This is a genomic window from Amycolatopsis sp. lyj-346 (assembly GCF_046548975.1).
In the GTDB taxonomy this organism is placed as follows: Bacteria; Actinomycetota; Actinomycetes; order Mycobacteriales; family Pseudonocardiaceae; genus Amycolatopsis.
Genome location: NZ_JAJPWT010000005.1, coordinates 100,788 through 126,658, shown reverse-complemented (window position 1 = coordinate 126,658; position 25,871 = coordinate 100,788). Strand labels below are relative to the sequence as shown.

19 protein-coding genes are annotated in these 25,871 nt (G+C 71.9%); 14 read left to right on the top strand and 5 right to left on the bottom strand.

The window, feature by feature from the left end; genetic code table 11:
- Positions 1–41: 41 nt before the first annotated feature.
- The 7 genes from ACLJQE_RS18240 to ACLJQE_RS18210 all read left to right on the top strand — a co-directional run bounded on the left by ACLJQE_RS18240 (position 42) and on the right by ACLJQE_RS18210 (position 9,353).
- Positions 42–1,253, top strand: coding sequence for a sarcosine oxidase subunit beta family protein (locus tag ACLJQE_RS18240; protein WP_410640437.1), 1,212 nt, complete (start codon positions 42–44; stop codon positions 1,251–1,253).
- 22 nt (positions 1,254–1,275) lie between these two features.
- Positions 1,276–1,554 carry a sarcosine oxidase subunit delta gene (locus ACLJQE_RS18235; RefSeq protein ID WP_410640436.1) on the top strand — a complete coding sequence of 93 codons (279 nt, stop codon included), beginning with the start codon at positions 1,276–1,278 and terminating at the stop codon, positions 1,552–1,554.
- Complete coding sequence (locus ACLJQE_RS18230) at positions 1,551–4,094, top strand: 2Fe-2S iron-sulfur cluster-binding protein (protein WP_410640435.1); 2,544 nt, start codon at positions 1,551–1,553, stop codon at positions 4,092–4,094. Before ACLJQE_RS18235 ends, ACLJQE_RS18230 begins: the two co-directional genes overlap by 4 nt.
- Positions 4,084–4,563: a sarcosine oxidase subunit gamma gene (locus ACLJQE_RS18225; protein WP_410640434.1), complete on the top strand. Its 480-nt coding sequence runs from the start codon at positions 4,084–4,086 to the stop codon at positions 4,561–4,563. Before ACLJQE_RS18230 ends, ACLJQE_RS18225 begins: the two co-directional genes overlap by 11 nt.
- Positions 4,560–5,402, top strand: a complete 843-nt coding sequence (gene purU / locus ACLJQE_RS18220; RefSeq protein ID WP_410640433.1) for a formyltetrahydrofolate deformylase — start codon at positions 4,560–4,562, stop codon at positions 5,400–5,402. Before ACLJQE_RS18225 ends, purU begins: the two co-directional genes overlap by 4 nt.
- Before the next feature lie 9 nt (positions 5,403–5,411).
- Positions 5,412–7,886 (top strand): GcvT family protein, encoded by a 2,475-nt coding sequence (locus tag ACLJQE_RS18215; RefSeq protein WP_410640432.1) that lies wholly within the window; start codon positions 5,412–5,414, stop codon positions 7,884–7,886.
- Between the two features lie 144 nt (positions 7,887–8,030).
- A complete protein-coding gene (locus ACLJQE_RS18210) occupies positions 8,031–9,353 on the top strand; it encodes a S1C family serine protease (RefSeq protein ID WP_410640431.1) in 1,323 nt (440 codons plus the stop codon).
- Here ACLJQE_RS18210 and ACLJQE_RS18205 read toward each other — a convergent pair.
- Positions 9,350–9,724: a MarR family winged helix-turn-helix transcriptional regulator gene (locus ACLJQE_RS18205; protein WP_410640430.1), complete on the bottom strand. Its 375-nt coding sequence runs from the start codon at positions 9,722–9,724 to the stop codon at positions 9,350–9,352. The genes ACLJQE_RS18210 and ACLJQE_RS18205 overlap by 4 nt on opposite strands.
- 86 nt (positions 9,725–9,810) lie before the next feature.
- On the opposite strand from ACLJQE_RS18205, the gene ACLJQE_RS18200 reads away from it, so the two are divergent.
- Positions 9,811–11,268 (top strand): MFS transporter, encoded by a 1,458-nt coding sequence (locus ACLJQE_RS18200; RefSeq protein WP_410640429.1) that lies wholly within the window; start codon positions 9,811–9,813, stop codon positions 11,266–11,268.
- Between the two features lie 96 nt (positions 11,269–11,364).
- On the opposite strand, the gene ACLJQE_RS18195 is transcribed toward ACLJQE_RS18200, so the two are convergent.
- Positions 11,365–11,826: a carboxymuconolactone decarboxylase family protein gene (locus ACLJQE_RS18195; protein ID WP_410640428.1), complete on the bottom strand. Its 462-nt coding sequence runs from the start codon at positions 11,824–11,826 to the stop codon at positions 11,365–11,367.
- A 47-nt stretch (positions 11,827–11,873) separates the two neighbouring features.
- Here ACLJQE_RS18195 and ACLJQE_RS18190 point away from each other — a divergent pair, with 47 nt between their 5' ends.
- The gene (locus ACLJQE_RS18190; RefSeq protein WP_410640427.1) at positions 11,874–13,274 is read left to right on the top strand and encodes a PLP-dependent aminotransferase family protein; all 1,401 of its coding nucleotides are present in this window, start codon (positions 11,874–11,876) and stop codon (positions 13,272–13,274) included.
- A gap of 3 nt (positions 13,275–13,277) precedes the next feature.
- Here the strand turns inward: ACLJQE_RS18190 and ACLJQE_RS18185 are convergent, their stop codons facing one another.
- Positions 13,278–14,069: a hypothetical protein gene (locus ACLJQE_RS18185; protein ID WP_410640426.1), complete on the bottom strand. Its 792-nt coding sequence runs from the start codon at positions 14,067–14,069 to the stop codon at positions 13,278–13,280.
- Between the two features lie 259 nt (positions 14,070–14,328).
- Between ACLJQE_RS18185 and ACLJQE_RS18180 the strand changes: the two genes are divergently transcribed.
- Positions 14,329–15,909, top strand: coding sequence for a substrate-binding and VWA domain-containing protein (locus ACLJQE_RS18180; protein ID WP_410640425.1), 1,581 nt, complete (start codon positions 14,329–14,331; stop codon positions 15,907–15,909).
- A gap of 11 nt (positions 15,910–15,920) precedes the next feature.
- A complete protein-coding gene (locus ACLJQE_RS18175; RefSeq protein WP_410640799.1) occupies positions 15,921–17,663 on the top strand; it encodes a hypothetical protein in 1,743 nt (580 codons plus the stop codon).
- On the opposite strand, the gene ACLJQE_RS18170 is transcribed toward ACLJQE_RS18175, so the two are convergent.
- Positions 17,657–18,307, bottom strand: coding sequence for a class I SAM-dependent methyltransferase (locus ACLJQE_RS18170; RefSeq protein WP_410640424.1), 651 nt, complete (start codon positions 18,305–18,307; stop codon positions 17,657–17,659). The genes ACLJQE_RS18175 and ACLJQE_RS18170 overlap by 7 nt on opposite strands.
- Positions 18,308–18,456: 149 nt before the next feature.
- Here ACLJQE_RS18170 and ACLJQE_RS18165 point away from each other — a divergent pair, with 149 nt between their 5' ends.
- Positions 18,457–22,473, top strand: a complete 4,017-nt coding sequence (locus tag ACLJQE_RS18165) for an alpha-(1->3)-arabinofuranosyltransferase family protein (RefSeq protein WP_410640423.1) — start codon at positions 18,457–18,459, stop codon at positions 22,471–22,473.
- Between the two features lie 193 nt (positions 22,474–22,666).
- Here ACLJQE_RS18165 and ACLJQE_RS18160 read toward each other — a convergent pair whose 3' ends face one another.
- Positions 22,667–23,869, bottom strand: a complete 1,203-nt coding sequence (locus ACLJQE_RS18160) for an oligosaccharide flippase family protein (protein ID WP_410640422.1) — start codon at positions 23,867–23,869, stop codon at positions 22,667–22,669.
- Positions 23,870–23,939: 70 nt separating this feature from the next.
- Between ACLJQE_RS18160 and ACLJQE_RS18155 the strand changes: the two genes are divergently transcribed.
- Positions 23,940–25,622 carry a hypothetical protein gene (locus ACLJQE_RS18155; RefSeq protein WP_410640421.1) on the top strand — a complete coding sequence of 561 codons (1,683 nt, stop codon included), beginning with the start codon at positions 23,940–23,942 and terminating at the stop codon, positions 25,620–25,622.
- 3 nt (positions 25,623–25,625) lie between these two features.
- Positions 25,626–25,808 carry a hypothetical protein gene (locus ACLJQE_RS18150; RefSeq protein WP_043782061.1) on the top strand — a complete coding sequence of 61 codons (183 nt, stop codon included), beginning with the start codon at positions 25,626–25,628 and terminating at the stop codon, positions 25,806–25,808.
- The last annotated feature ends 63 nt before the right edge of the window (positions 25,809–25,871 follow it).

Sequence of the window (25,871 nt, the reverse complement as noted above, 5' to 3'; positions counted from 1 at the left end):
CGACGATTGATATATCAGAAGTCGACCACGAAGGGTGCGCAATGACCGACCTGCCGGAGCACCCGGACTTCCTCTGGGCCAACCCCGAGCCGAAGAAGGCCTACGACGTGCTCGTGGTCGGCGGCGGCGGGCACGGCCTCGCCACCGCGTACTACCTGGCCAAACAGGGCATCACGGACGTGGCCGTGCTGGAGAAGGGCTGGCTCGCCGGCGGCAACATGGCCCGCAACACCACGATCATCCGCTCCAACTACCTCTGGGACGAGAGCTCCGGCATCTACGAGCACTCCCTCAAGCTGTGGGAAGGCCTCGAAGAGGACCTCGGCTACCCCATCCTGTTCAGCCAGCGCGGGGTGCTCAACCTGGCGCACAGCCTGCAGGACGTCCGCGACAGCGTCCGCCGCGTCGAGGCCAACAAGCTCAACGGCATCGACGCCGAGTGGGTGGACGCCGACGGCGTCAAGGAGCTCTGCCCGATCGTCAACACCTCCCCGGACGTCCGCTACCCGGTGCTCGGCGCCACCTTCCAGCCGCGCGCGGGCATCGCGAAACACGACTACGTGGCGTGGGGCTTCGCCCGCGCCGCGCACGCGCTGGGCGTCGACCTCATCCAGAACTGCGAGGTCACCGGAATCTCCACAGTGGACGGACGGGTCACCGGCGTCGAGACGTCGCGGGGCCGGATCGCCGCGGGCAAGGTGGCGCTGTGCACGGCCGGGCACACGTCGGTGCTGGCCCGCATGGTGGGCCTCGACCTGCCGCTGACGTCGCACCCGCTGCAGGCGCTGGTGTCGGAGCTGCTCGAACCGGTCCACCCGACGGTCGTGATGTCGAACGCCGTGCACGTCTACGTTTCCCAGGCGCACAAGGGCGAGCTCGTGATGGGCGCCGGGATCGACAGCTACCACGGCTACGGCCAGCGTGGTTCGTTCCACATCATCGAGCAGCAGATGGCCGCCGCGCTGGAGCTGTTCCCGGTGTTCGCGCGGGCGCACCTGCTGCGGACGTGGGCCGGGATCGTCGACACCAGCCCGGACGCGTCGCCGATCATCGGACTGACGCCGGTGGAGAACCTGTTCCTCAACTGCGGCTGGGGGACCGGCGGGTTCAAGGCCACCCCGGGTGTCGGGGACGTCTTCGCGGCCACCATCGCGCGCGGCAAGCCGCACCGGTACGCCGAGCCCTTCGCCCTCGACCGGTTCACCACCGGTGCCCTCGTCGACGAGCACGGCGCCGCCGCCGTCGCCCACTGAGCCGTTCAACGCAGGAGTTCCCGTGCAACTGATTCCCTGCCCGTGGTGCGGGCCGCGTGAGGAAGCCGAATTCCACTACGGCGGCCAGGCGCACATCGCCTACCCGCCGGACCCCTCGGCGTTGTCCGACGAGGAGTGGGCCAAGTTCGTCTTCTTCCGCGACAACCCGAGCGGACCCCATCCCGAGCGCTGGAGCCACGTCGCGGGCTGCCGCCGGTGGTTCAACGCCGTCCGCGACACCCGCACCCACGACCTCCTGGCGGTCTACCGCCTCGACGAACCCCGGCCGGTGATCTCATGACCCGGCTGTCCGGCGTCCCGCTCAAGTTCACCTTCGACGGCCGCGAGCTGACCGGTTTCCTCGGCGACACCCTCGCTTCCGCGTTGCTGGCCAACGGCATCCACCGGGTCGCGACCAGCATCACCTACGGTCGGCCGCGCGGAATCGTGGCCGCCGGCGTCGAAGACTCGAACGCCCTGGTGCAGATCGAAGCGCCGTTCCCGGAACCGATGCAGCCGGCCACCACCGTCGAGCTGTACGACGGCTTGGCGGCCCGTGGCCTGCGCGGGCGGGGACGGCTCGCCACCGAACCGGACCCGGCGCGGTACGACGCCAAGCACGCCCACTGTGACGTCCTGGTCATCGGCGCCGGCCCCGCCGGGCTCGCCGCCGCCCGCGCCGCCTCCGGCCGGGTCCTGCTCGTGGACGACCAGCCCGGTGGCGAAGCTCCGGAGGGTGTCCGGTTCCTCTCGCGCACCACGGCGTTCGGCGTCTACGACGACGGGTTCGTGCTCGCCCTGGAGCGCCGGGGTGAACCCGCGGCCCCGGAGCGCAGCTCGCGGCAGCGCGTGTGGCGGATCCGGGCGAAGCGGATCGTCATCGCGACCGGCGCCCACGAGCGGCCGATCGTGTTCCCGGACAACGACCGCCCGGGCATCATGCTCGCTTCGGCCGCCCGCACCTACTTGAACCGCTACGGCGTCTTGGCCGGACGGCGCGTGGTCGTGTTCACCACCAACGACTCCGCGTTCGCCGCCGCCTCCGATCTGGCCGGCGCCGGGGCGGAGATCGTGCGGATCGTCGACGCCCGCGAGGGCTACGGCGTGATCGGCACCGATGGCGGCGCCGACGGGCACATCACCGCCGCGCACATCGCTGAACTCGGAGAGATGCGGGGCGAGCGGGTCGAGTGCGACCTGCTGCTCGTGTCCGGCGGCTGGAACCCGGTCGTGCACCTGTTCAGCCAGGCCCGCGGCAAGCTGAAGTACGCGCCCGAGCTGGGCGCGTACGTCCCGGACGGGGACCTGCCGAACGTGCGCGTCGTCGGCGCGGCCGCGGGGGACGGGCTGCCGGAGACCAAGGTGCTCTGGCAGGTGCCCGCTCCGGTGTCCGAAGTGGACACCCGGTTCGTGGACCAGCAGCGCGACGCGACCGTGTCGGACATCCTGCGCGCGACCGGCGCCGGGCTTCGCTCGCTGGAGCACATCAAGCGCTACACGACGATCGGCACCGCGCACGACCAGGGCCGGACGTCCGGGATGCTCGCCGCCGGCATCACCGCCGAAGCCCTCGGCACCGACCTCGCCGCCCAGCGCCCGACGACGTTCCGGCCGCCGTACACGCCGGTTGCGTTCGCCGCGCTGGCCGGGCGGAACCGCGGCGCGCTGCACGATCCCGTGCGCGTCACCACGATCCACCCGTGGCACGTCGAGCACGGCGCCGAGTTCGAGAACGTCGGCCAGTGGAAGCGGCCGTGGTACTACCCGCGGCCGGGCGAGACGATGGCCGACGCCGTCCGGCGCGAATGCCGCGCGGCGCGCACCGACGTCGCCGTCATGGACGGGTCCACGCTGGGCAAGATCGACGTCCAGGGCCCGGACGCCGGCTGGTTCCTCGACATGCTCTACACGAACGTGATGAGCACCCTCAAGGTCGGCCGGATCCGCTACGGCGTGATGTGCGGCGTCGACGGCATGGTGCTCGACGACGGCACGGTCATCCGCGTCGCCGAGAACCGGTTCCTGGTCACCACCACGACCGGCAACGCGGCGAAGGTCCTCGACTGGATGGAGGAGTGGCTGCAGACGGAGTGGCCGCACCGAGGAGTCTTCGCCACGTCGGTCACCGAGCACTGGGCCACCATCCCGCTGGTCGGCCCGCGTTCCCGGGAAGTCCTCGGCCGCTTGGCGCCGGGGCTGGACGTCTCAGGCGAGGCGTTCGGGTTCATGACCTGGCAGGACGCCGAGGTGGCCGGGATCCCGGCCAGGGTCTGCCGGATCAGCTTCTCCGGTGAGCTGGCCTACGAGATCAACGTCCGGTCGTGGCACGGGCTCGCGCTCTGGCAGTCCATAGTGGACCAGGGAGCGACGCCGTACGGCACCGAGACCATGCACGTCCTGCGCGCCGAAAAGGGGTACCCGATCATCGGCCAGGACACCGACGGCACGGTCACCCCGCAGGACCTCGGCATGTCCTGGGCGGTGTCGAAGAAGAAAGCCGACTTCATCGGCAAACGCTCCTTCGCCCGCGCCGAGAACAACCGGCCGGACCGCAAGCAGCTGGTCGGTTTGCTGCCGGTGGATCCGGCGGTACTGCTGCCCGAAGGCTCGCAGATCATCGAATCCGAAGCCGTCCCCGAGCCGCCGGTGCGGATGCTCGGCCACGTCACCTCCAGCTACGACAGCGTCGCTCTCGGCCGCACCTTCGCGCTCGCGCTGGTGCGCTCGGGGCGCGAGCGGATCGGCGAAACGCTGTACGTGCCGGTCGGGGACCAGGTGGTGCCGGTGACCGTGACCGAATCCGTGCTCTTCGACAAGGAAGGAGCCCGCCGTGACGGTTGACGCGGTCCACGAACCGTTCCGCACCCAGTTCACCGTCCGCGTCCGGGAGGGGCACTCCCTGCTCGGCGTCGACCTGGCCGCCCCGTGCCGGTACACCAGCGGCAACGGCGTCGACATCCTCTGGATGGGCCCCGACGAGTACCTCGTCCTAGGACCGGCCCTTTCACGTGAAAGTGCCGACCTGGAGAGGGCACTTTCACGTGAAAGTGCCGTTTTGGCCGTGGTGGACGTGTCGGCGCAGCGCAACGTCGTGCGGCTGAGTGGTGCGCATGCGGCCGATGTGCTGGCGCACGGGTGCTCGATCGACTTGGCGGGGTCGCCGCCGGGTACGTGCGTGCAGACCCTGCTGGCCCGGACCGGGATCGTGCTGATGGTCCGGGAAGACGGCTTCACGATCCTCGTCCGGCAGTCGTTCACGGACTACTTCACGGCCTGGCTGGCCGACGCGAGCTTGGAGTACGTCTCGTGACCTTCACCTTGACGCTCATGTGCCCGGAACGCTCGGGGATCGTGCACGCCGTCACGACGTTCCTGGTCGGGCAGGGCTGCGACATCGTCGAGCACCAGCAGTTCGACGACGACGTCCGCGGCTCGCTGTTCCTGCGCACGTCGTTCACCTGCACCGAAGAGACCACTGTGGACGACCTGACCCGCGCGTTCGCCCCGGTGGCCGGGGACTTCGGCATGGAGTTCGGCTTCTCCGACGGCACGCCGCCGCGAATCCTCGTGCTGGTCTCGAAGTTCGGGCACTGCCTCAACGACCTGCTGTTCCGCTGGCGTGCGGGCGGCCTGGGCGCCGAGATCGCCGTGGTCGTGTCCAACCACGACGACCTGCGGCCGATGGCCGAGGCGGCCGGGGTGCCGTTCGTGCACGTCCCGGTCACCCCGGAGACCAAGCCGGAGGCGGAGCAGCGGCTGCTCGACCTGGTCGGGGAGTACTCCGCGGATCTGGTGGTGCTCGCGCGGTACATGCAGGTGCTGTCCAACGAGCTGTGCCAGAAGCTCGAAGGCCGCGCGATCAACATCCACCATTCGTTCCTGCCCGGCTTCAAGGGCGCCAAGCCCTACCACCAGGCCTACGACCGCGGCGTCAAGTACGTCGGCGCGACCGCGCACTACGTCACCCCCGACCTCGACGAGGGCCCGATCATCGAGCAGGAGGTCCAGCGCGTCGACCACACGTACTCGCCGCGCGAGCTGGTGACCGTCGGCCGTGACGCCGAGGCCCTCGCCCTCTCCCGCGCGGTGCGCTGGCACTGCGAACGCCGCGTCCTGCTCAACGGCAACAGCACCGTCGTATTTCGTTAGGAGCCCGCCATGACCGCACCGCGAGTAGTGATCATCGGCGCCGGCATCGTCGGCGCGAACCTCGCCGACGAGCTGACCGCCCGCGGCTGGACCGACGTCACCGTGCTCGACCGGGGCCCGCTGCCGCGCACCGGCGGGTCCACCTCGCACGCGCCCGGCCTGGTCTTCCAGACCAACGCGTCCAAGGCGATGACGGACTTCGCCCGCTACACCGTCGAAAAGTTCCTGGCGCTGGACTGCTTCCTCCAGGTCGGCGGCATGGAGGTGGCGACCACCCCGGCGCGCTGGGAGGACCTCAAGCGCAAGCACGGCTGGGCGACGTCGTGGGGCGTGTCCGGCGAGCTGATCGACTCCGGCGAATGCGTCAAGCGGTGGCCGCTGCTCGACGGTTCGCGGATCCTCGGGGCGCTGCACGTCCCGACCGACGGGCTCGCGCGGGCGGCCAAGGCCGTCGAGGTGCTGGCCGAGCGGGCGGGTTCGCGTGGTGCGCGGTTCATCGGCTTGGCCCGCGTCACCGATGTCCTGCAGGAAGGCGGGCGCGTCACCGGCGTCCGGAGCGACCAGGGCGACTTCCCGGCCGACGTCGTCGTGTCGTGCGCCGGGTTCTGGGGCCGCGAGATCGGCGCGATGGCCGGCATGGACGTGCCGCTGCTGCCGCTGGCGCACCAGTACGCGAAGACCGGGCCGGTCGCGGAACTCGCCGGGCGCAACAGTACCGATGGGTTCTCGGCGGGAAAGAGTGCCTCGAACCGCGAAGAGGCCGAGGCGAGCCTGCCGATCCTGCGCCACCAGGACCAGGACCTGTACTTCCGGGAGCACGTCGACCGGCTCGGCATCGGCTCCTACGCCCACCGCCCGATGCCGGTCGACGAATCCACATTAGACCCTACGGTGACCGCGACGGCCATGCCGTCCATGCTGCCCTTCACCGAGGACGACTTCGCGCCGTCGTGGGAGGAGAGCAAGCTCCTGCTGCCCGCGCTGCGGCAGACCAAGGTCGAGGAGGGCTTCAACGGCATCTTCTCCTTCACGCCGGACGGCCAGTCGCTGGTCGGCGAGTCGGCCGACGTCCGCGGGTTCTGGCTGGCCGAGGCGATCTGGGTGACGCACTCCGCGGGCATCGCGAAGGCGGTCGCCGAGCTGCTCGTGCACGGCCACTCCGAAGTGGACGTGCACGACATCGACGTCCACCGCTTCGAAGAGGTCCAGCTCGCGCCGTCGTACGTGCGCGAGACGGCGCAGCAGAACTTCGTCGAGGTCTACGACATCCTGCACCCGTTGCAGCCCAAGCTGTCCCCCCGTGACCTGCGGGTGACGCCGTTCCACCCGCGGCAGCGCGAACTGGGTGCGGTGTTCCTGGAGGCGGGCGGCTGGGAGCGGCCGCACTGGTTCGAGGCCAACGCACCGCTGCTGAAGCAGCTGCCTCACGACTGGCTGCCGCCGGCTCGGGATTCGTGGTCGGCGCAGTTCCACTCGCCGATCGCGGCGGCCGAGGCGTGGCACACGCGCAACGGCGTCGCGCTGTACGACATGACGCCGTTGAAGCGCGTGGAGGTCAGCGGGCCGGGGTCACTGGAGTTCCTGCAGTCGCTGACCACCAACCAGCTGGACAAGTCGGTGGGCTCGGTGACCTACACGCTGATGCTCGATGTCGCCGGTGGCGTGCGGAGTGACGTCACGGTCGCGCGGCTCGAACCCGAGGTGTTCCAGGTCGGCATCAACGGCAACATCGACGTCGACCACTTCGTCAAGCACGCGCCCGCCGGGGTGCGGGTCCGGGACACCACCGGCGGGACCTGCTGCCTCGGCGTCTGGGGTCCGCTGGCCCGTGACCTGGTGCAGCCGCTGTCGGACGAGGACTTTTCGCACCAGGGCCTGAAGTACTTCCGGGCGCGGAAGGCGCGGATCGCCGGGGTGCCGGTCGTCGCGATGCGACTGTCCTATGTGGGCGAACTCGGCTGGGAGATCTACGCGAGCGCGGACAACGGCCTGCGGCTGTGGGACGCGCTGTGGGCGGCCGGGCAGTCACTGGGCGTCATCGCGGCCGGGCGGGCGGCGTTCAACAGCCTGCGGCTGGAGAAGGGCTACCGGCTGTGGGGCACCGACCTGACCACCGAGCACGACCCGTACGAGGCCGGGCTGGCGTTCGCGGTGCGGCCGGCGAAGGGGGACTTCCTGGGGCGTGCGGCCATCGAGGGCCGGAGCGAGGAAACGGCGTCGCGACGGCTGCGCTGCCTGACGATCGACGACGGCCGCACGGTCGTGCTGGGCAAGGAGCCGGTGTTCGTCGACGGCGTGGCTTCGGGGTACGTCACGAGCGCCGCGTACGGGTACACCGTGGGGCGGCCGATCGCCTACGCGTGGCTCCCGGCATCGGCGGAGATCGGCAGCGGCGTGGAGATCGAGTACTTCGGCCACCGGGTCGCGGCCACCGTGGCCGCGGAACCACTGGTCGACCCCGGCATGGCACGGATCCGGCGGTGAGCCCGGCGTAACGCCGGTCACGTCGGGTCGGCCCCGGCTCTCGATGGGTAATCCACAGCAAGTCCATGGAAGCGCACCAGGAAATTCTCAGGAACGGGGCGTTTCCTGGACGGGCCGGAGGCTTGTCGAGAGCTGGAGCTGTGCATGAGCGAGTACGACCGAGGACGCCCGCGCGGCGGCGAGTACCCGTACGGCCACGGCCAGGGCGGGTACCCGCCGGAGTACTACGGCCGGAACGGGTATCCGCAAGGCCATTACCAGCAGCAGGACCCGGCCCATGACCAGTGGGAACGCCCGTATTCGCCGTATACGCAACCGATCTACGCCTACCCGCAGCAGCCCGCCTACCAGCCGCCGCCGCGGCGGCGGCACCCGCTGCGCGCGCTGACCGTCGCGGTCGTCGCGATCGCGCTGGCCGTGGTCGCCGGGCTCGGGATCGGGCACCTGATCTCCGGGGCGAACACGCCCACCGCGGGCGGCAACCAGAACTTCGGCTTCTCCGGGCAGCCCAGCGCGGCCAAGACGGTGCTCGACGTGGACGCCGTGTCGGCGAAGGTCAACCCGGCCATCGTGAACATCAACACCGAGCTCGGGCTGCAGGGCGGGGCCGCGGCGGGCACCGGCATCGTGCTCACCGCCGACGGCGGGATCCTGACCAACAACCACGTCGTCGCCGGCGCGACCAGCATCAAGGTCACCAGCATCGGCACCGGTGACACCTACCAGGCCGAAGTCGTCGGCTACGACCGCACCGAGGACATCGCGGTCCTGCAGCTGAAAGGCGCGTCCGGGCTGCCCACCGCGTCGATCGGCGACTCGTCCACGACCAAGGTCGGCGACCAGATCCTCGGCCTCGGCAACGCCGGCGGCCGCGGTGGCGACCCGGTGCCCGCGCCGGGCACGGTGACGGCGCTGGACCAGTCGATCACCGCCTCGGACGAGTCCAGCGGGTCGTCCGAGCAGCTCACCGGGCTCATCCAGGTCCGGGCGAACATCGAATCGGGTGACTCCGGTGGCCCGCTCGTCAACGCGGACGCCCAGGTCATCGGGGTCAACACCGCCGCGTCCACCGGCTACCAGCTGAACGGGCGCCGCAGCGGCGGCGCCGGCCAGGGGTTCGCCATCCCGATCAACCAGGCCGTCGACATCGCGCACAAGATCGTCGCGGGGCAGGCGTCGGACAAGATCCACATCGGCAAGACGGCGTTCATCGGGGTCTCGGTGTCCGACGGCCAGGGCGGTGCCAAGGTCCGCGAGGTCGTCCAGCGCGGGCCGGCGCAGAAGGCGGGCCTCGTCGCCGGGGACGTGATCACGGCCATCGACGGCAGGCCGGTCGACTCGGCGACGACGTTGACGAACGTGATGGACACCCACCACCCGGGTGACCTGCTGACACTGACGGTGACCGGCGCCGACGGCGGTCAGCGCCGGCTCCAGGTCAAGGCCATCGAGGGGCCGGTGGGCTAGCGGAGGGTTTCCGCGAGCACTTCGCGGTGCGTCTGCTTCGCCGCGAAGTACTTCTCCCGGCCGGCTTCGGTGATCGTGACGAAGATGCCGCGCCGGTCCACCTCGCACAGTGCGCGCTCGACCAGGCCCTCCTTCTCCAGGCGGGCGACCAGCCGGGACGTGGCGCTCTGGCTGAGGTGGATGGCGCCGGTCAGGTCGGCCGAACGGCACTTGAAGTCGCAGGTCGCGAGCCGTTCAAGGGCCTCGAACTCGTTCGCGCCGATGCCGTGGCGCTCCTGCAGCCGGCACTCGAGCGTGCTGAACACGGCCGAGTAGCGGGCCAGCAGCTCGTGCCACTCCTGGACCAGTTCCTTCTCGGCGACGTCGCTCACGGCGACCAACTTAGCATGCACAGGCATCTGATGCAAACACATTAAATGCTTGGACATTAGATGCGCGTGCATGTAATGTCGCCGCCATGAGTTCTTCCGTGTCCTTGTCCACCACCTCGACCCGGTGGGACGCACGTCTCTGGGGTGTCCTGCTCACCGTTTCGATCGTCATCGGCCTCGACGCGCTCGACGTGTCGATGGTCGGCGTCGCGCTCCCGGCCATCCAGGCCGACCTCGGCCTGTCCACCAACGCGCTGCAATGGGTCGTCAGCGGGTACGTGCTCGGCTACGGCGGCTTGCTGCTGCTCGGCGGCCGCACCGCCGACCTGCTCGGCCGCCGCCGCGTGTTCCTCGTCGCCGTCGCCGTGTTCGCGCTGGCTTCGCTGCTCGGCGGCCTCGTCGACGACGGCGCGCTGCTCATCGCGAGCCGGTTCATCAAGGGCCTGGCGGCCGCGTTCACGGCACCGGCCGCGTTGTCCATCGTCACCACGACGTTCCAGGAGGGCCCGGCCCGCAACAAGGCGATCGGCATCTTCGCCGTGTTCGGCGCGAGCGGCTACTCGGCCGGGCTGGTGTTCTCCGGCCTGCTGACGGAGGTCGGCTGGCGCTGGACGTTCTTGCTGCCCGCCCCGATCGCACTGGTCGCGCTGGTGGCGGCGTGGAAGCTGATCCCGTCGTACCGCGCCGAAACCGGCGGCGGCTACGACTTCCCGGGCGCCATCACCGGCGCCGCCGGTTCGCTGCTGCTGGTGTTCGGCGTGGTCGAGGCGCCGGAGATCGGCTGGGCCGCCCCGCGCACGCTGATCACCTTCGCTGTGGCGCTGGCGTTGCTGGTGACGTTCGTGGTCATCGAGAAGCGCAGCCGCCACCCGTTGCTGCGGCTGGGCATCCTGCGTTCGGGTCCGCTGGCCAGGGCCAACCTCGGCGGGGCGCTGTTCTTCGGCGCGTACATCGGCTTCCAGTTCGTCGTGATGCTGTACCTGCAGCGGGTGCTGGGCTGGTCCGCGCTGCAGACGGCGCTCGGCTTCCTGCCGGCGGCGCTGATCGTGGCGTTCGGTTCCCCGCGCATCGAGCCGCTGATCGACCGGGTGGGCACGCCCCGCACGATCTTCGCGGGCGTGGTCGCGCACGTCATCGGCTACGCGCTGTTCCTGCGCATCGACGAGCACTCGGGGTACGCGGCCTACGTGCTGCCCAGCATGATCCTGCTCGGCATCGGCTTCACACTGGCGTTCTCGTCGCTCAACATCCAGGCCACGGCAGGCATCGCGGACGACGAGCAGGGCTTGGCCGGCGGCCTGCTGAACACGTCACTGCAGGTGGGCGGCGCCATCGGCCTCGCGGTGGTGACGGCGGTCCTGACCGCCAACGGCGGCGGCGAAGCTTCACCGGCGGCGCTGCTGACCGGGCTGACACCGGCGTTGACCGTGGTCACGGGCATCGCGGTGCTGGGCCTGCTGATCGCGATCAGCGGCCTGGTGGCCCGGAAGCGGCCGGCCGAGGAGCCGGTGGTGGAGGAGAACCTGCTGGCCCTCGCGGACTGACCACCGCCCAAGCGCCCCAAGGTGGCCTTGGGTGCGTTGGACGCACCGAAGGCCACCTTGGGTGCGTTGGACGCACCGAAGGCCACCTTGGGGCGGTTACCGGGTCACCCGCTCGTCCGTGCCCGGCACCTTCGCCGTCGCGATGGCGATGCGGTTCCACGTGTTGATGGTGAAGATCAGCGCGAGCAGCTGGGCCAGTTCCGCCTCGCCGAACTCCTCGAGCGCCCGGGCGTAGACGTCGTCGGGGACGCCACCCTCCGAGACGAGCGTGACGGCTTCGGTCAGCGCCAGCGCGGCCCGCTCCTTCTCGCTGAAGAACCGGCCGGCCTCGTGCCACACCGCGACCATGTGCAGCCGCTCCTCGCTTTCGCCTGCCTTGCGGGCGTCCGAGGTGTGCATGTGCAGGCAGTACGCGCAGCGGTTGAGCTGCGACGCGCGGATCTGGACCAGCTCGACCAGTGCGGGGTCGAGCCCGGCGCGGGCGGCGGCGTCGAAGCCGATCAGGGCCTTGAAGGCCTTCGGGGCGGTCTTGGCGAAGTTGATGCGGGAGTTCGTCATGACCAGAAATCTAGGGCCCGGTTGACCCTTGTGTAGGGTGCATTTCCGTGGCGAAAGAGTGGGTCAATTCGGGGGAGCGGCTCGGCGCCGACCTGCACCTCGAGCTGGCGGGCCCCGGCGGCAAGCGGGCCGCGCTGATCGCCGCCCTGCGGGACGCCGTCCGCGCCGGACGGCTCGCCCCGGGCACCCGGCTGCCGCCCTACCGGTCGCTGGCCGCCGATCTCGGGCTGGCCCGCAACACCGTCGCCGACGCCTACGCCGAACTGGTCGCCGAGGGGTGGCTCGCCGCCGTCCAGGGCTCCGGTACCCGCGTCGCCGAGCGTGCCGAGCCGCTGAAACCGGTCCGGACGCCGAAACCGGCGCCGGGTGCGCCGAAACCGGCCTACCACCTCCGGCAGGGACAGCCGGACGCGACGTCGTTCCCGCGCACCGAATGGCTCGCCGCCGCCCGTCGCGCCCTGAACGTGGCCCCGCACGACGCCTTCGGCCCGGGCGACCCGCGCGGCCGCCCGGAACTGCGGGAGGCCCTCGCCCAGTACCTCGCGCGGGCCCGTGGCGTGCGGACGTCGCCGGAGCGGATCGTCGTGTGCTCGGGGTTCGCGCACGCACTGCGGCTGCTGTTCCCGGCCGTGCTGCGGGGGCCGCTCGCCGTCGAGTCCTACGGCCTCGCGTTCCACCGCTCGATCTTCGCCGCCGCCGGCGTGCGGACGCTCCCACTGGCCCTGGACGAACGCGGCGCGCGTGTCGAAGACCTCGACGTCCCGGCCGTGCTGCTGACGCCCGCGCACCAGTTCCCGACCGGCGGGCCGCTGCACCACGACCGCCGCACCGCGGTGGTCGGGCACGTCCGCGCGACCGGCGGCGTGCTCATCGAAGACGACTACGACGGCGAATTCCGCTACGACCGCAAGCCGGTCGGCGCGGTACAGGGCCTCGATCCCGAGCACGTCGTCTACGCCGGTTCGGTCAGCAAGAGCCTCTCGCCCGCGCTGCGCCTCGGCTGGCTGGTGCTGCCCGGGCACCTCGTCGACCCCGTGCTCGCGGTGAAGGGCGAGCGCGAAGCCTGGGCGAGCGTGCTCGACCAGCTCACCCTGGCCGAGTTCTTGACCTCGGGAGCGTACGACCGGCACATCCGCCGCATGCGCCAGCGCTACCGCCGACGGCGCGACCAGCTCGTGACGGCGCTCGCCGAGAGGGCACCGCACGTGACGCCGACCGGGATCGCCGCCGGCCTGCACGCCGTGCTGCGTCTCCCGCCGGGTACCGAAAAGGCGGCGCTGAAGGCCGCGGCCTGGCAGGGACTGGCGCTCGACGGCCTGGCCGCGTTCCGCCACCCGGACAGCACGATGTCCACAATGGACGGATTGGTCGTCGGTTACGCGACGCCGCCCGAGCACGCCTACCCGGCGGCGCTCGACGCGCTGTGCCGGGCACTGCCGCCCGCGTGAGGCCTAGCCGACGATGTCGATCTCGAACGGCTCGGCCGCGCTGTAGTTGATGTCGGCCCACACCGCGCCCGGCAGGTCGTAGCGCCGGTGCGACGTCAGCTTCGAGTTGTACCCGGGGGTCTTGGTGGGGTTGTGGCCGACGCCCTGGTGGTCGCTGCCCCAGGCGTAGATGTCGCCGACCCACATCGGCTTCGCGAAGCCGTCGCCGCCGAGCCGCGGGCGGATGACGACCGCCGCGCCGGGGCTGCCGGACAGGAACACCCGCACCGCGTTCTCCGCGGCGTTCGGCGGGGTGACGGTGATGCGCTCCATGATTTCCACTCCACTCGAAGGGTCGTCCACTCCGGGCCAGTAGTCGGCGACGGACGACACGTCGTAGCCCGGGGCGACGTTCCCGCGGTACTGCTTGGCGACCGCGCCGGCCGGGATGGCGGGATCGCCGTTGTAGTGGGCGATCCAGTAGTGCGGTTGGGCGACGCCGGCGGCGGAGAACGCCGCCCGCACCGACGGCCAGGTCGACAAGTTGCAGTAGACCGACGGGTCCGCGCCCGCCGCGCGGCGCATCCGGACCCAGCCCGGCGCCTCGGCCGGGGTGGCGTTGCCGGGCTCGACGTCGAGGACGTGCCCGTCGTTCGTCACCGCCTTCTTGACGATGGTGACCTTGACCGCGTTCGGGAACCGCGCCCAGTCCGCCGGCGTCCAGGGCGGGATCTGGATCCGGTCGATGTAGCCCGCGACCATCCGGGCGTCGGCGGGGATGTTCGCGGCCGTCACCGCGTCGTACATCGTGCGCACGGGCTCGGCCTCCGTTCGGTGCCGCATCGCCGTTCGGGGGACGGCGAAACCGTTTTACGGTCCGCCATCGTGCAATTACCCGCGTGAGCCGGTCGTCAAGCGGAAAGCGCGGCACTGCACGGTGAATCACCAAAACGGCCGCACCCGGCCCGTCCTTGACCGCCGGCTCACGCGCCGATGGTGACGTTCCGCTTCCGGTACTGGCTTCCCGCTCACCCGGCTGGCAAGCTGCCAGCACCTGACGAGGGAAGGACGTGCATTGGCGGCACACCCGGCGCGGGCCCGGCGGATCGACGCTCGGGTCGTCGTCCTGAGCGCGCTGCTGGTGGTCGCCCTGCTCGCCTGGGCCGGCGTCGACTACCTGAAGGACCGGCTGGCCGGCAGCGGCTGCGACACCACCACCCCGGTGCGCGTCACGGCCGCGCCGGACATCGCGCCGGTGCTGACCGAGCTCGCCCGGACCGTCCCGGAGCGGGACTGCTACTCCGTCGAGGTCACCGCGAGCCCGTCGGCGGCCACCGCGACCGCCCTTGAGTCCAACGGCGCGAGCGGTCCCGACGTCTGGGTGCCGGAGTCGAGCACGTGGCTGCTGCAGGCCCGCGACGGCGGGGCGTGGAACCTGCCCGAGACCGGCCAGCCGGTGGCGAGCTCGCCGGTGGTGCTGGCGCTGACCGACGACGTCGCGAAGCGGGCCGGCTGGCCGGGGAAGTCGCCGTCCTGGGCGGACGTCCTCGCGGGGAGCCCGGTCGGGCTGCCCGACCCCGGCCGGGACCCGGCCGCCATCGGCGCGCTGCTCGGCCTGCAGCAGCTGACCAAGAACGCCCCCGACCCTGGCGCGGCGTTCACCGAGGAGATCCGCAAGCTCTCGGCGGTGAAGCAGCCGTACACCGCTTGGCCGGCGTCGGAACAGTCCGTGCTGGCCCGCAAGCTCGTTGCCGCCTACCCCGCCGCCGGCGTGCCCGGCTTCGACTACCCGTACGTCGTGCTGCCGCGGGCTTCGGAGGCCTCGCGCTCGGCGGCCGAGCGGTTCCTGCGGCTGCTGCTCGACCAGACCGCCACCAAGACCTTCGCCGACGGCGGGTTCCGGACGCCGTCCGGGCAGCTGCTCGGCGACCGGCAACGGGACACCCGCACGGACGCCGCACCGCGCCCGGCCGGACCGCCCGCCCCCGAAGCCGTGTACGGCGTGCTCCAGGCGTGGGCCGGCGCGAACCTCAGCGCCCGCGTCCAGGTGCTGCTCGACGTGTCCGGCTCGATGGCCGCCACCGTGCCCGGCAGCGGCCGCAGCCGGATGTCGCTGACGCTCGAAGCCGCGACGCAGGGGCTCGGGCTGTTCAAGCCGACGACCGAGATCGGCCTCTGGCTGTTCTCGACCAAGCTGGCCGGCACCAAGGACTACCAGGAACTGCTGCCGATGCGGTCGATCTCCGAGCAGCTGGCCGCGGGCGCGGTGGCGACGCTGCAGGCGGTCAAGCCGAAGCCGGGCGGCGCGACCGGGCTGTACGACTCGATCCTCGCCGCGTACCAGAACGCCCGGCAGAGCTGGCAGCTCGGCCGGATCAACGTCGTCGTCGTGCTCACGGACGGCCGCAACGAGGACGACGACTCGATCGGGTTGCCCGGCCTGCTCGCCGAGCTGGAGCGGCTGCAGGACCCGCGGAAACCGCTGCCCGTGATCGGGATCGGCATCGGCCCGGACATCGACGCGAGCGAGCTGCGGCAGGTCTCGGCCGCGACCGGCGGCGAGTCCTTCACCACGCCGGACCCGCGCAAGATCTCCGACGTCTTCTACCAGGCACTGAGCAAGCTCATGTGCCAGCCGCCCGCCTGCAAGAAGTGAGGACGCCCGTGTTGGTGGAGATCGAGAAGCCCGCACCACGGGTCGTGCGAAGACCGTCCGCGCTGGTCCTGGCCGCGTTCGTGGCCGGGGTGGTCCCGTTCGCGCTGCACACGTGGGCGGCCCTGCACGGCAGCTTCGCCCAGGACGACTTCGTCATGACCTACCGGGCCGCCGTGGCCGGGCCGTTCGACCCCGGCTACCTCTTCCAGGACTACCACGGGCACCTGACGCCCGGCGGGTTCTTCCTCGCGGCGGTGATGACCTGGTGGGCGCCGCTGAACTTCCCGCTCATGGTGCTGCCGCTGCTGCTGATGCGGGCCGCGGCGACGGTGCTGTTCTGGTGCCTGCTGGTGCGCTGCTTCGGACGGCGCTGGGCGATCCTGGTGCCGTTCACCGTGTTCACCGCGTCGACGTTGCTGCTGGTCCCGACGCTGTGGTGGGCGTACGGCGTCCAGATCGTGCCGGTGGTGCTCGCGGCCGTCGGCGCCCTGTACTGGCACGTCCGCTACCTGCGCGACGGTGGCCGGTGGTGGATCGGCGCGTTCGCGTGGACGCTCTTCGGGCTCGCGTTCTACGAGAAGGCCGTGGTGGTCCCGGTGCTGCTGGCCGGGGTGACCGTCCTGCTCGGACAGTCCTTCCGGGACCGGTGGCGCTACTGGGCGGGGCACGCGGCGCTGCTCGCCGCGTTCGTCGCCGGCTACCTCGCGCTGACGTCGAGCCAGGTCGCTCCCGGCGGCCCGCCGATGACCGCGGGGACGGTCGCCGACCTGACCGGCCGGATGCTCGGCGACACCCTCCTGCCCGGGCTGGCCGGCGGGCCGTGGTCCGGGCCCGGCCCGGGGGCGACCTGGGCGCCGTCGCCGTTCGCGGTCGTGGTCCTGCTGTTCGCCGCGGCACTGGCACTGGTGGTGGCCGGTGCGCGCGTCGGCGGGCGCCGGGCCTGGCGGGCGTGGGCCCTGCTCGGGCTGCTGTTCGCCGTGGACGTCGGGCTGCTGGCGTTGACGCGGCTGCGCGAAGTCGGCCCGGCCGCCGGTGACGACCCGCGGTACCTCGCCGAACTGGCGTTCGTGGCCGCCCTTTGCGGAGCGTTCGCGTTCCTGCCGCCGGACGGAACTGAGCCGTCCGGCGGAAAACGTGAACGGCCGATCGCGCTAGCGGTGTGCGTGCTTTTGCTCGTCAGTTCCGCGGTGGGCTTTTCGCGGCTCGCCCCGGCGATGCGGTTCGACCATTCCGGGCAGTACCTCGGAAACGTGCGGGCGGCCGTGGCGGAGGACCCGCACCTCGTCTTCTACGACACCTTCGTGCCGTCCGATGTCGTCCACGAGTGGTTCGGCGCGGACTCGCAGGCGTCCCGGGTGGCCGGACTGGTGCCCGGAACGCACTTCGACCAGCCGACGAACCGGATGCACCTGCTCGACGCCACCGGCACGCCCCACCTGATCACCGGCGTGGCCGCGGAGTCCCGCGGCGTGCCGGGGCCGGTGCCGGACTGCGGGTACACGGTCGGCGAAACGCCGGTGCGCGTGCCGCTCGACACGCCGGTGCTCGGCCGGCGCCTGCTGAAGATCGACTACTTCACCTCCGCCGGCGGTGAAGGGCTGGTCGAGCGGACGCCGGTGTGGTTCCAGGCCGGGCTGCACTCGCTGTACCTGCCGGTGGACGGCCTCTTCGACCACATCGGCGTGCGGCTGTCCAGCCCGGGCGCGCCGGTGTGCGTCGCGAAGATCGAGGTCGGGAAGCCGGTGACTCAGTAGGGGTCGTACGGGCTGTCGTGGCCGAACAGCCGGGCCAGTGGCCGCAACCGCAGCCGCAGCAGCACCTTGATCCCGACGTTGCGCACGAACCACGGCAGCTGCGCCAGTACGCGCAGCCGGTCCGCCGTGGACGGTGGCGCCAGCCGGAACCGGGCCAGCGAGGTGGCGCGGTCCACATAGGTGTAGCGCCGTCCGAAGAGGACCTTCGCGATCGTGCCGAGCGTGACGCCGATGGAGGAAAAACAGTCGTGCACCAGGATCTCTGCGCCCGGCGGCAGGTGCGCCGACCACCGCAGGTCGTCGGTGTAGGTCCAGTAGTCGTGCTTGCCGTCGATGTAAAGCAGCTGTATGGGCCGAGCCCAGTCAGGGCGCAGTTTCGTGCTGTAACCGGCGACGAGCTCGACGACGTCGTCCAGCCCGGCCCGGCGGATGTTGCGCTCGAACAGCTGCCGCGTCGGAGATCCGCCGAACAGCCGGCCGTCCACGAAGGGGTCCACGGCGATCACCGTGGCCCCGACCGTGCGGGCCGCGGCGCCGAGCACGATCGTCGATCGGCCCTGGTGGCTGCCGATTTCCAGGACGACGTCGCCCTTTTCGAGGCGGCACGCGGCCTGCCACAGCGCCTCGCCCTGCGCGCGCGTCATCCAGCCCTTGACCGGCTCGGCCAGTGCCCACGCGTCGGCGAAGCCGGCGGGCGTCAGTTCGGTAGTGATGGCGTACCTGCCCAGGGAAGTCGGGGAGCCGGGGAAATCGTCGGCACATGGTAGCCAGGTTTCGGCCTAGTATCTACCGGATGGTAACCGCCACCCGCGAACGGAACCGGGACGACGCCCCGCCCTCCGGCGGCGCCCGGAAGTTCTCGGTGGGCGCGTTCTTCCGCCGCCCGAGCACCTGGATCGTGCTGGCCCTGACCACGTTGTCATTCCTGCAGATGCCGGGGAAGACGACGTTCGACACCAAGCTCGACCTCGCCGTCGACCCACTGGCCTTCCTCGGCCGCGCCCTGCACCTGTGGAACCCCCAGGCGACCGCGGGAGAGCTGCAGAACCAGGCGTACGGCTACCTCTTCCCGATGGGCCCGTTCTTCGCGCTGTGCCAGGCCGCGGGCGTGCCCGCGTGGATCGCGCAACGGCTGTGGGGCGCGGTCCTGCTGTCGGCCGCGTTCGCCGGCGCACTGGTGCTGGCGCGGGCGATGAAGATCGGCACCGAGCGCACCCGGCTGATCGGCGCGCTCGGGTACGCGCTCGCGCCGCGCATGCTGACCGAAATCGGCGGCCTGTCCGCGGAAATGCTGCCCGCGGTGCTGCTGCCGTGGGTGCTGGTGCCGCTCGTGCGGGCCGGGGCGATCGGCTCGCCGCGGCGGGCGGCCGGGCTGTCGGCGCTGGCCGTGTTGTGCATGGGCGGGGTCAACGGCGCCATGGTCGTGATGGCCCTCGTGCTGCCGGGACTGTGGCTGCTGACCCGCCGCTGGACGCGGGCGCACGTCGAGCTCGTGCTGTGGTGGTTCGTCTTCGTCGTCGGCGCGACGCTGTGGTGGATCCTGCCGCTGCTGCTGCTCGGCGAGTACAGCCTGCCGTTCCTCGACTACATCGAGTCCGCGACGAACACGACCGCGCCGATGTCGCTGTTCGAGGTGCTGCGCGGGACCAACCAGTGGGTGGCCTACGTCGTGCAGGGCACGCCGTGGTGGCCGGGCGGCTGGTCGCTGATCGACAACCCGGTGCTGATGCTCGCGACCGGGCTCGTCGCCGGCGTCGGCCTCTTCGGGCTGACCCGCCGCGGCCTGCCGGACCGGCGGTTCCTCGTGCTCGGCGTGGTCACCGGGCTGACCCTGCTGACCATCGGCTACGTCGGCACGCTCGACAGCCCGCTGGCCGAGCAGGTCCGGCACCTGCTCGACGGGCCGCTCGCGCCGCTGCGCAACGTGCACAAGTTCGAACCGGTGCTGCGGCTGCCGCTGATGCTGGCGTTCGTGCACGGCATCGCCGCCCCGGTCCGGGTGCGGTCCGCGCGCCGGTTCCTGCGGCCCGCGCTGGGCCTGCTGCTGGTGCTCGTGATGGCCGCGCCGGCGTGGCTGCTGAACCTGCGCTCCGGCCCGGGCTGGGACGCGGTGCCCGGCTACTGGTACGACGCCCTCGGGTACGTCGCCAAGGCCGATCCGAACGCGCGGACGCTGCTGCTGCCGGCCACCGGGTTCGGCGAATACGACTGGGGCCGCACGGTCGACGAGCCCGCGCAGGCGATCGCACGCAGTCCGTGGGCGGTCCGCAACCAGGTGCCGCTGGGTTCCGAAGGGAACACGCGGCTGATGGACTCCGTGGACGCGGCACTCGCCGACGGCCGCGGCGACCCCGGGCTCGCCGCGCTGCTCGCGCGCTCCGGCTACCGGTTCCTCCTGCTGCGCAACGACATCGACCGCGAGCGGACGGCGGCCCCGCCCATCGCGACCCTGCGTGCCGGGCTGGCGGGCTCGCCGGGCATCGCCAAGGCGGCCGCGTTCGGCCCGCTCGAGGTCTACGAGGTGCAGCAGCCGGTGCCGCTCGCCACGGCGACGTCCACAAGGGACGTCCCGACGGTGAGCGGTGGCCCGGAGAACCTGCTGCCGCTGATCGAATCGGGTCAGCTCGATCCGGCGACGCCGACCGTGCTCACCGGCGACGGCGGCTCGCCCGGCGGCCCGCGGCTGGTGACCGACGGCCTGCGCCGGGCCGAGCGGAACGTCGGCGGCGTCCGCGACAACCTCAGCCAGACCCTGACCGCGGGCGAGGCCTACCGCCAGCAGCGCGCGGCAGGCGACCTGCTGCCGTTCCCGGGCCAGGAACACCAGACCGTGGCCGCCTACCGGGGCATCCGCTCGGTGACGGCGTCGACGGCGGCGTCGTTCGCGGACGCCTTCGGCGGGTCCGACCCGGGACACCAGCCGTTCGCCGCCATCGACGGCGACCCGCGCACGGCGTGGCACTCGTCGTCGTTCACCGGGCCGATCGGCCAGTGGCTCGAGGTGGAGCTGGACACCCCGCGGCTGGTGAACGCCATCGAGCTGCAGCTGGTGGACGACCTGCGGGTGGGCTGGCCGCCGACGCGGATCCGGATCACGACCGACAACGGCTCGGTCGACCAGCCGGTGATCCGCGGCGCCGGGCCGCACGAGTACTCCGTCGCCGGCGGCCTCACCCGCAAGGTGCGGATCACACTGCTGTCGCTGGTGGTGGGGCGGCAGGACGGGAACGTCGGCATCGCGGAGCTGAAGATCCCCGGTACCGAGCCGCAGCGGGCCCTGGAAGTGCCCGCCGACCTGCCGACCGGGCCGGCGCCCGGGTTCGTGTTCACGCGCGGCCCGCAGCCGCGGTACGCGTGCCTGCCGGTGGACGACACCGTCCGGTGCGACGCCGCGGCGGCCCGCGACGGCGAGGAGCCCGACGGGATCCGGCGGTTGTTCAGCACGTCGGCCGAGCAGACGTACCTGGTCGGCGGCTCGGTGCTGCCGGCGGGCGGCGGTCGCAACCCGGTGTCGCTGCCCGGGGTCACCGTGGCGTCGACGTCCCAGCTGGGTGGTGACCCGGCGGCCGCCGGTTTCGCGGCCGTGGACGGCGATCCGGGCACGACGTGGCGCCCCGACGTCACCGATCTGCGGCCGGCGCTGACGCTCGGGTGGCCGGCACCGAAGCGGATTTCGGGGCTGCACATCGAGGTGGCGCCGTCCAGCGGGGCCCGCGCGCCGCGGCGGGTGGAGCTGGCCGGCCGGTCGGGGACGCGGTCGGTGGAGCTCGACGCGGGCGGGTCGGCGTCCTTCGAGCCGCTGGACACCGACCAGCTGCAGCTCTCGCTGCCGGGCGACGACGACGATCCCGCGGCGCGCGCGGTGGTGGGCATCGGCAGCCTTGCGCTGTCCGGGAGCGACAACCTGCTGCCGGGACCGGACCCGGCGTTCACGGTGCCGTGCGGCTCGGGGCCGAACGTCCACCTGGACGGGCTCGACTACCGGACGTCGGTGCAGGGCAAGCTGTCCGACATCACCGCCCACCGGTCGCTGGCGCTGGGCATGTGCCGGGACTCGGAGGGCGGCATCGCGCTGCCGGCCGGCGGGCACGAGCTGCGGACGGACCGGTCGGAGTCGTTCGTCGTCCAGGACCTGTGGCTGCGTCCGGCCGGTGCTGCCGCTTCGCCGCCGGTGCACCGCGCGGTGCAGGTCGGCGACTGGGGCGCGGCGTCGAGGTCGGTGACGGTGGGGCCGGGCGTGGAGGCGGTGCTGGCGGTCCCGGAGAACGCGAACGCGGGCTGGACGGCCACCATGGACGGACAGCAGCTGACGCGCACCCGGGTCGACGGCTGGCAGCAGGCGTGGATCGTCCCGGCGGGCGCGGGGGGCGTGGTGTCACTGTCGTTCACGCCGGACGAGCACTACCGCTTGAGCCTGCTGATCGGCGCGGCGGCGGTGCTGGCGTTGCTGGTGGGCGTGGCGTGGCCGGCCCACCGGCGCCGGTTCACGATCCCGGCGGGCGGCGGGACACTGGTGCCGGTGGCGCTGATCGGGCTGCTGGTGGTGCTGGGCGGGATGCTGCCGGTGGTGCTGCTGATCGCCTGCCTGCTGGCCCGCCAGTTCTCGGAGCGGGCCCCGAGGTTCCTGGCGTTCGGCGGCATGGCCGTGGCGGCGGCGGTATCGGTGACGGGCCGGGTACTGGGCCACGGCCAGGAGTGGGCGTACGGCCCGGTGACCCAGGCGGCGCTGCTGCTGGCCGCGGCCGCCACGGTGGCAACGTGCGTGGACTGGTTCACCCGCAAGGAAAACCCCACCAACCCCATCCCCTGACCCCACCCCTGACCCGCCTCCTCCAGCGCCCCAATGTGGCCTTCGGTGCGTTGAACGCACCGAAGGCCACATTGGGTGCGTTCAACGCAACCAAGGCCACATTGGGTGCGTTGGACGCACCGAAGGCCACATTGGGTGCGTTGGGCGCACGGAAGTGTCGGTGGCTGCCGGTAGCGTGGAAAACGGGGGCTGCTCAGGCCGGATTGCGGGGGCGGAACTCCAGGAGGGCGCCTGCCGCGGCCAACGCTCCGGCGGTGCACGCCGCGGCCGTGACCACCTGGGTGGGTGAGCCGTGCAGCCAGGTCGTGATCAGCAGCGTCTCCACGGCGACCGCCGACCACATCAACACCGTCACGCGGCGGTCGCCGTCCGCCAGGCGGGCGTACAGCAGGATCTGGACCAGGGCCAGCAGCGAGCCCGCCAGCGCGAACGGCCACACCGACGTGGTGCTCCCCGCGTACCGGGCGCCGCCGATCACCTCGAGCAGCGATGGGCCCATGACCAGCGACACCAGCAGCACCACCGCGTCCAGGCCGCCGCACACCAGCAGCGCCACCGGCAGCACCCGGCGGCGGCGGTCGGAAACCGCGAACCGCGGCAGGACCAGCACGCCCACCGCCTGCGGCAGCCAGTACGCGATCTTCGTGACGATCGCCCCGAGCGCGTACTCGCCCACCTCCGAAGACGGCAGCGTGTGCCGGGCCAGTACCAGGTCCAGGTTCACCAGCAGCACCAGCGCCAGCATCGCCTGCGCGGTGTGGAAGACCTCGCCGCCGTGGCGGTCGGCCCAGCGGGGCCGCGGGCGGCCGCAGAGCTGCCAGCCCGCCACCACCACCGCCAGCGAACCGATCGCCGCCCCGGCGAGCGCTCCGGTCGGGGACCCCGAGACGACCAGGCCCAGCAGCGAACCGCCGACCTTGGCCACACCCTCCAGCGCGATCAGGCCGGACAGCACCGCGAACCGGTGGCTGCCCTGCAGGAGCCCGTGGAACACGCCCAGCAGCGTCAACGGCCCGAGCGCCGCCGTCACCAGCAGCGCCGGGGCCAGCGATCCCAGGTGCAGCAACAGCACCAGCAACGGGCTCAGCGTCAACGCCGTCGTCGCGACGATCGCGCTCGTCACCAGGCCGAGCGCGAACAACGACCCTTGGGACAGCGAAGGCGATCGCGCCACCCGCAGGGCCACCACCGTCTGCAGGCCCATCGCCGGCACGACGCCGATCACCAGCACCGCGAGCAGCGAGCTCAGCTCCCCGAACGCGGCGGGCGCGAGGATCCGCGCGGCGGCCAGGCTCAGCACGTAGCTGGCCGCGTTGTTGCCCGCGAGCGCGAGCGAGACGAGGATCGCCGCGACCCGGTTGCCGGTCCGGGCCGGCACTTCGGTGTCTACGCTCAACGGCGGGCTCCCGTTACCGGTGGGTAATGACCAGCGACCATAACCGCGCACGCAACGGAAAGGAAGGGCCGTGAACGCACCGAGCAGGCGGGCGGCCCTCCCCGTGCTGTCCGCCGCGCTGGCGTTCGCCGTCTGCGCGCCGCTGCTCGGCCGCGGGTTCGTCCTGAGCTACGACATGGTGTTCGCGCCACGGCAGTACTTCGTGCCGGACGCCTTCGGGGTCGGCAGCACGCTGCCGCGCTCGGTCCCCGCCGACGCCGCTGTCGCGCTCGCCACCACCGTGCTGCCCGGCGACATCGTCCAGAAGCTCGTTCTGCTCCTGGCCATCTTCTTCGCCGCACTCGGCGCGGGGCGGCTCGTGCCCACCGAGCACCTGGGCACCCGGCTCGTCGCGGCGACGGCCTACGCCTGGACGCCGTACCTCGCGGAACGGCTGTTCATCGGGCACTGGCCGCTGCTGCTGACGTACGCGTCCCTGCCGTGGATCGTCGGCGCCGGGCTCGCCGCGCGCCACCACGAACCCCGGTCCCTGCCGAAGCTGGTGATCGCCTGCGCCCCGGCCGTGCTGACCCCGCCGGGCGGTGTCCTCGCGGCCGCCGTCATGGTCGTGGCCGCCGGCTCGCGGCGGCTCTGGCAGACGATCCCGCTCGCCATCGTGCTCAACCTGCCCTGGCTGGTCCCGACGTTCCTCAACGCCGGCGGCACGTTTTCCGACCCGGACGGCGTCACGGCGTTCAGCGCCCGCGCCGAAAGCTGGGGCCCCGCCCTGCTGAGCGTGCTGGGGCTCGGGGGCATCTGGAACGCCGAAACCGTGCCCGGCAGCCGGGCGGTGCCGCTGGTTCCCGTGTTGACGCTCATCGTCGTCGCCCTCGCGGTCGCCGGGTTGTGGCCGCTCGCGCAGCGGTGGGGGAAGGCGCCGGTCCGTTCCTTGACCGCGCTCGGCGTCCTGGGCGTGTTCCTGGCTTCGCTGGCGACGTTGCCGGGCGGCGAAACGCTGCTCACCGCCGCAACGCGGTACCTGCCCGGCGCCGGACTGCTGCGTGACGCCCAGAAATGGGTGGCGTGGTGGGCCCTGCCGCTCGCCTTGGGCTTCGCGCTGGCCGTCGAAGCCGCCGCGGCGAAGCTGAAAACCGGGCAGGGACGCGTCGCCCTGGTGGCGGCGGCGGTCGTCTTCCCGCTGCTCACCATGCCGGACCTGGCGTGGGGTGGCTGGGGGCGGCTCGCCACCGCGCAGTACCCGGCCGACTGGGCGGCAGTGTCCGAAAAGCTCGACGACCGGCCCGGTGACGTGCTGGCGCTGCCGCTCTCGGCGTTCCGCGGGTTCGCCTGGAACGACGGCCGCACCCAGCTCGACCCGGCGCCGCGCGTGCTGCCGAAACCGGTGCTGATGGACGACACCCTGCAGGTCGGCGCCGAACGCATCGCCGGTGAGGATCCGAGGATCGGCGACGTCCGCGCCGCGACGTCCGCGCGGGAGCTCACCGCCGCCGGCATCGGCTGGATCCTCGTCGAACACGGAACGCCCGGTTACGTCGACCCGCGGTTGCTCGCCGACGCCACGCGGGTGTGGTCGGGTGACTGGCTGACGCTGTACCGGACGCCGGGTGTGCCTGCGGTGAAAGCGATCTCGTGGACGCCCGCCTTGCTGGCGAACGGAGTAGCGCTCGCGTTGCTGTGCGTCGCAGTGTTGTGCCGCATGTTACCGATGCGTACATTGGGCCGCGGCAGGATTTTCCCGCCGCGGAAGGAGTGACTCGTGGGCACGGTCATCGGCGCGATCGTCGCCGTCATCATCGGCGGCGGAGCGGCGACAGCGGGGGGTTTCGCCCTCATCACGTCCGCTGACCCGGACACCGCCGCTCCGGTGCAGCAGAAGCTCAACGCGCAGGTGAAGTACAACCCTGCCGACCACCCGCTCAAGCTCTACGGGGACCGCTGACGCGTGACCCGGCTCGCCTCCGACCACGCCCACCGCGTCGTCGGGCTCTACGGCGACCCCACC

What these genes read in the sequence shown, in the direction of transcription:
- ACLJQE_RS18240 (WP_410640437.1), top strand. Translation starts at nt 42, where the DNA reads ATGACCGACCTGCCGGAGCACCCGGACTTCCTCTGGGCCAACCCCGAG.
- ACLJQE_RS18230 (WP_410640435.1), top strand. Translation starts at nt 1,551, where the DNA reads ATGACCCGGCTGTCCGGCGTCCCGCTCAAGTTCACCTTCGACGGCCGC.
- ACLJQE_RS18215 (WP_410640432.1), top strand. Translation starts at nt 5,412, where the DNA reads ATGACCGCACCGCGAGTAGTGATCATCGGCGCCGGCATCGTCGGCGCG.
- ACLJQE_RS18210 (WP_410640431.1), top strand. Translation starts at nt 8,031, where the DNA reads ATGAGCGAGTACGACCGAGGACGCCCGCGCGGCGGCGAGTACCCGTAC.
- ACLJQE_RS18200 (WP_410640429.1), top strand. Translation starts at nt 9,811, where the DNA reads ATGAGTTCTTCCGTGTCCTTGTCCACCACCTCGACCCGGTGGGACGCA.
- ACLJQE_RS18195 (WP_410640428.1), bottom strand. Translation starts at nt 11,826, where the DNA reads ATGACGAACTCCCGCATCAACTTCGCCAAGACCGCCCCGAAGGCCTTC.
- ACLJQE_RS18170 (WP_410640424.1), bottom strand. Translation starts at nt 18,307, where the DNA reads ATGACGCGCGCGCAGGGCGAGGCGCTGTGGCAGGCCGCGTGCCGCCTC.
- ACLJQE_RS18165 (WP_410640423.1), top strand. Translation starts at nt 18,457, where the DNA reads ATGGTAACCGCCACCCGCGAACGGAACCGGGACGACGCCCCGCCCTCC.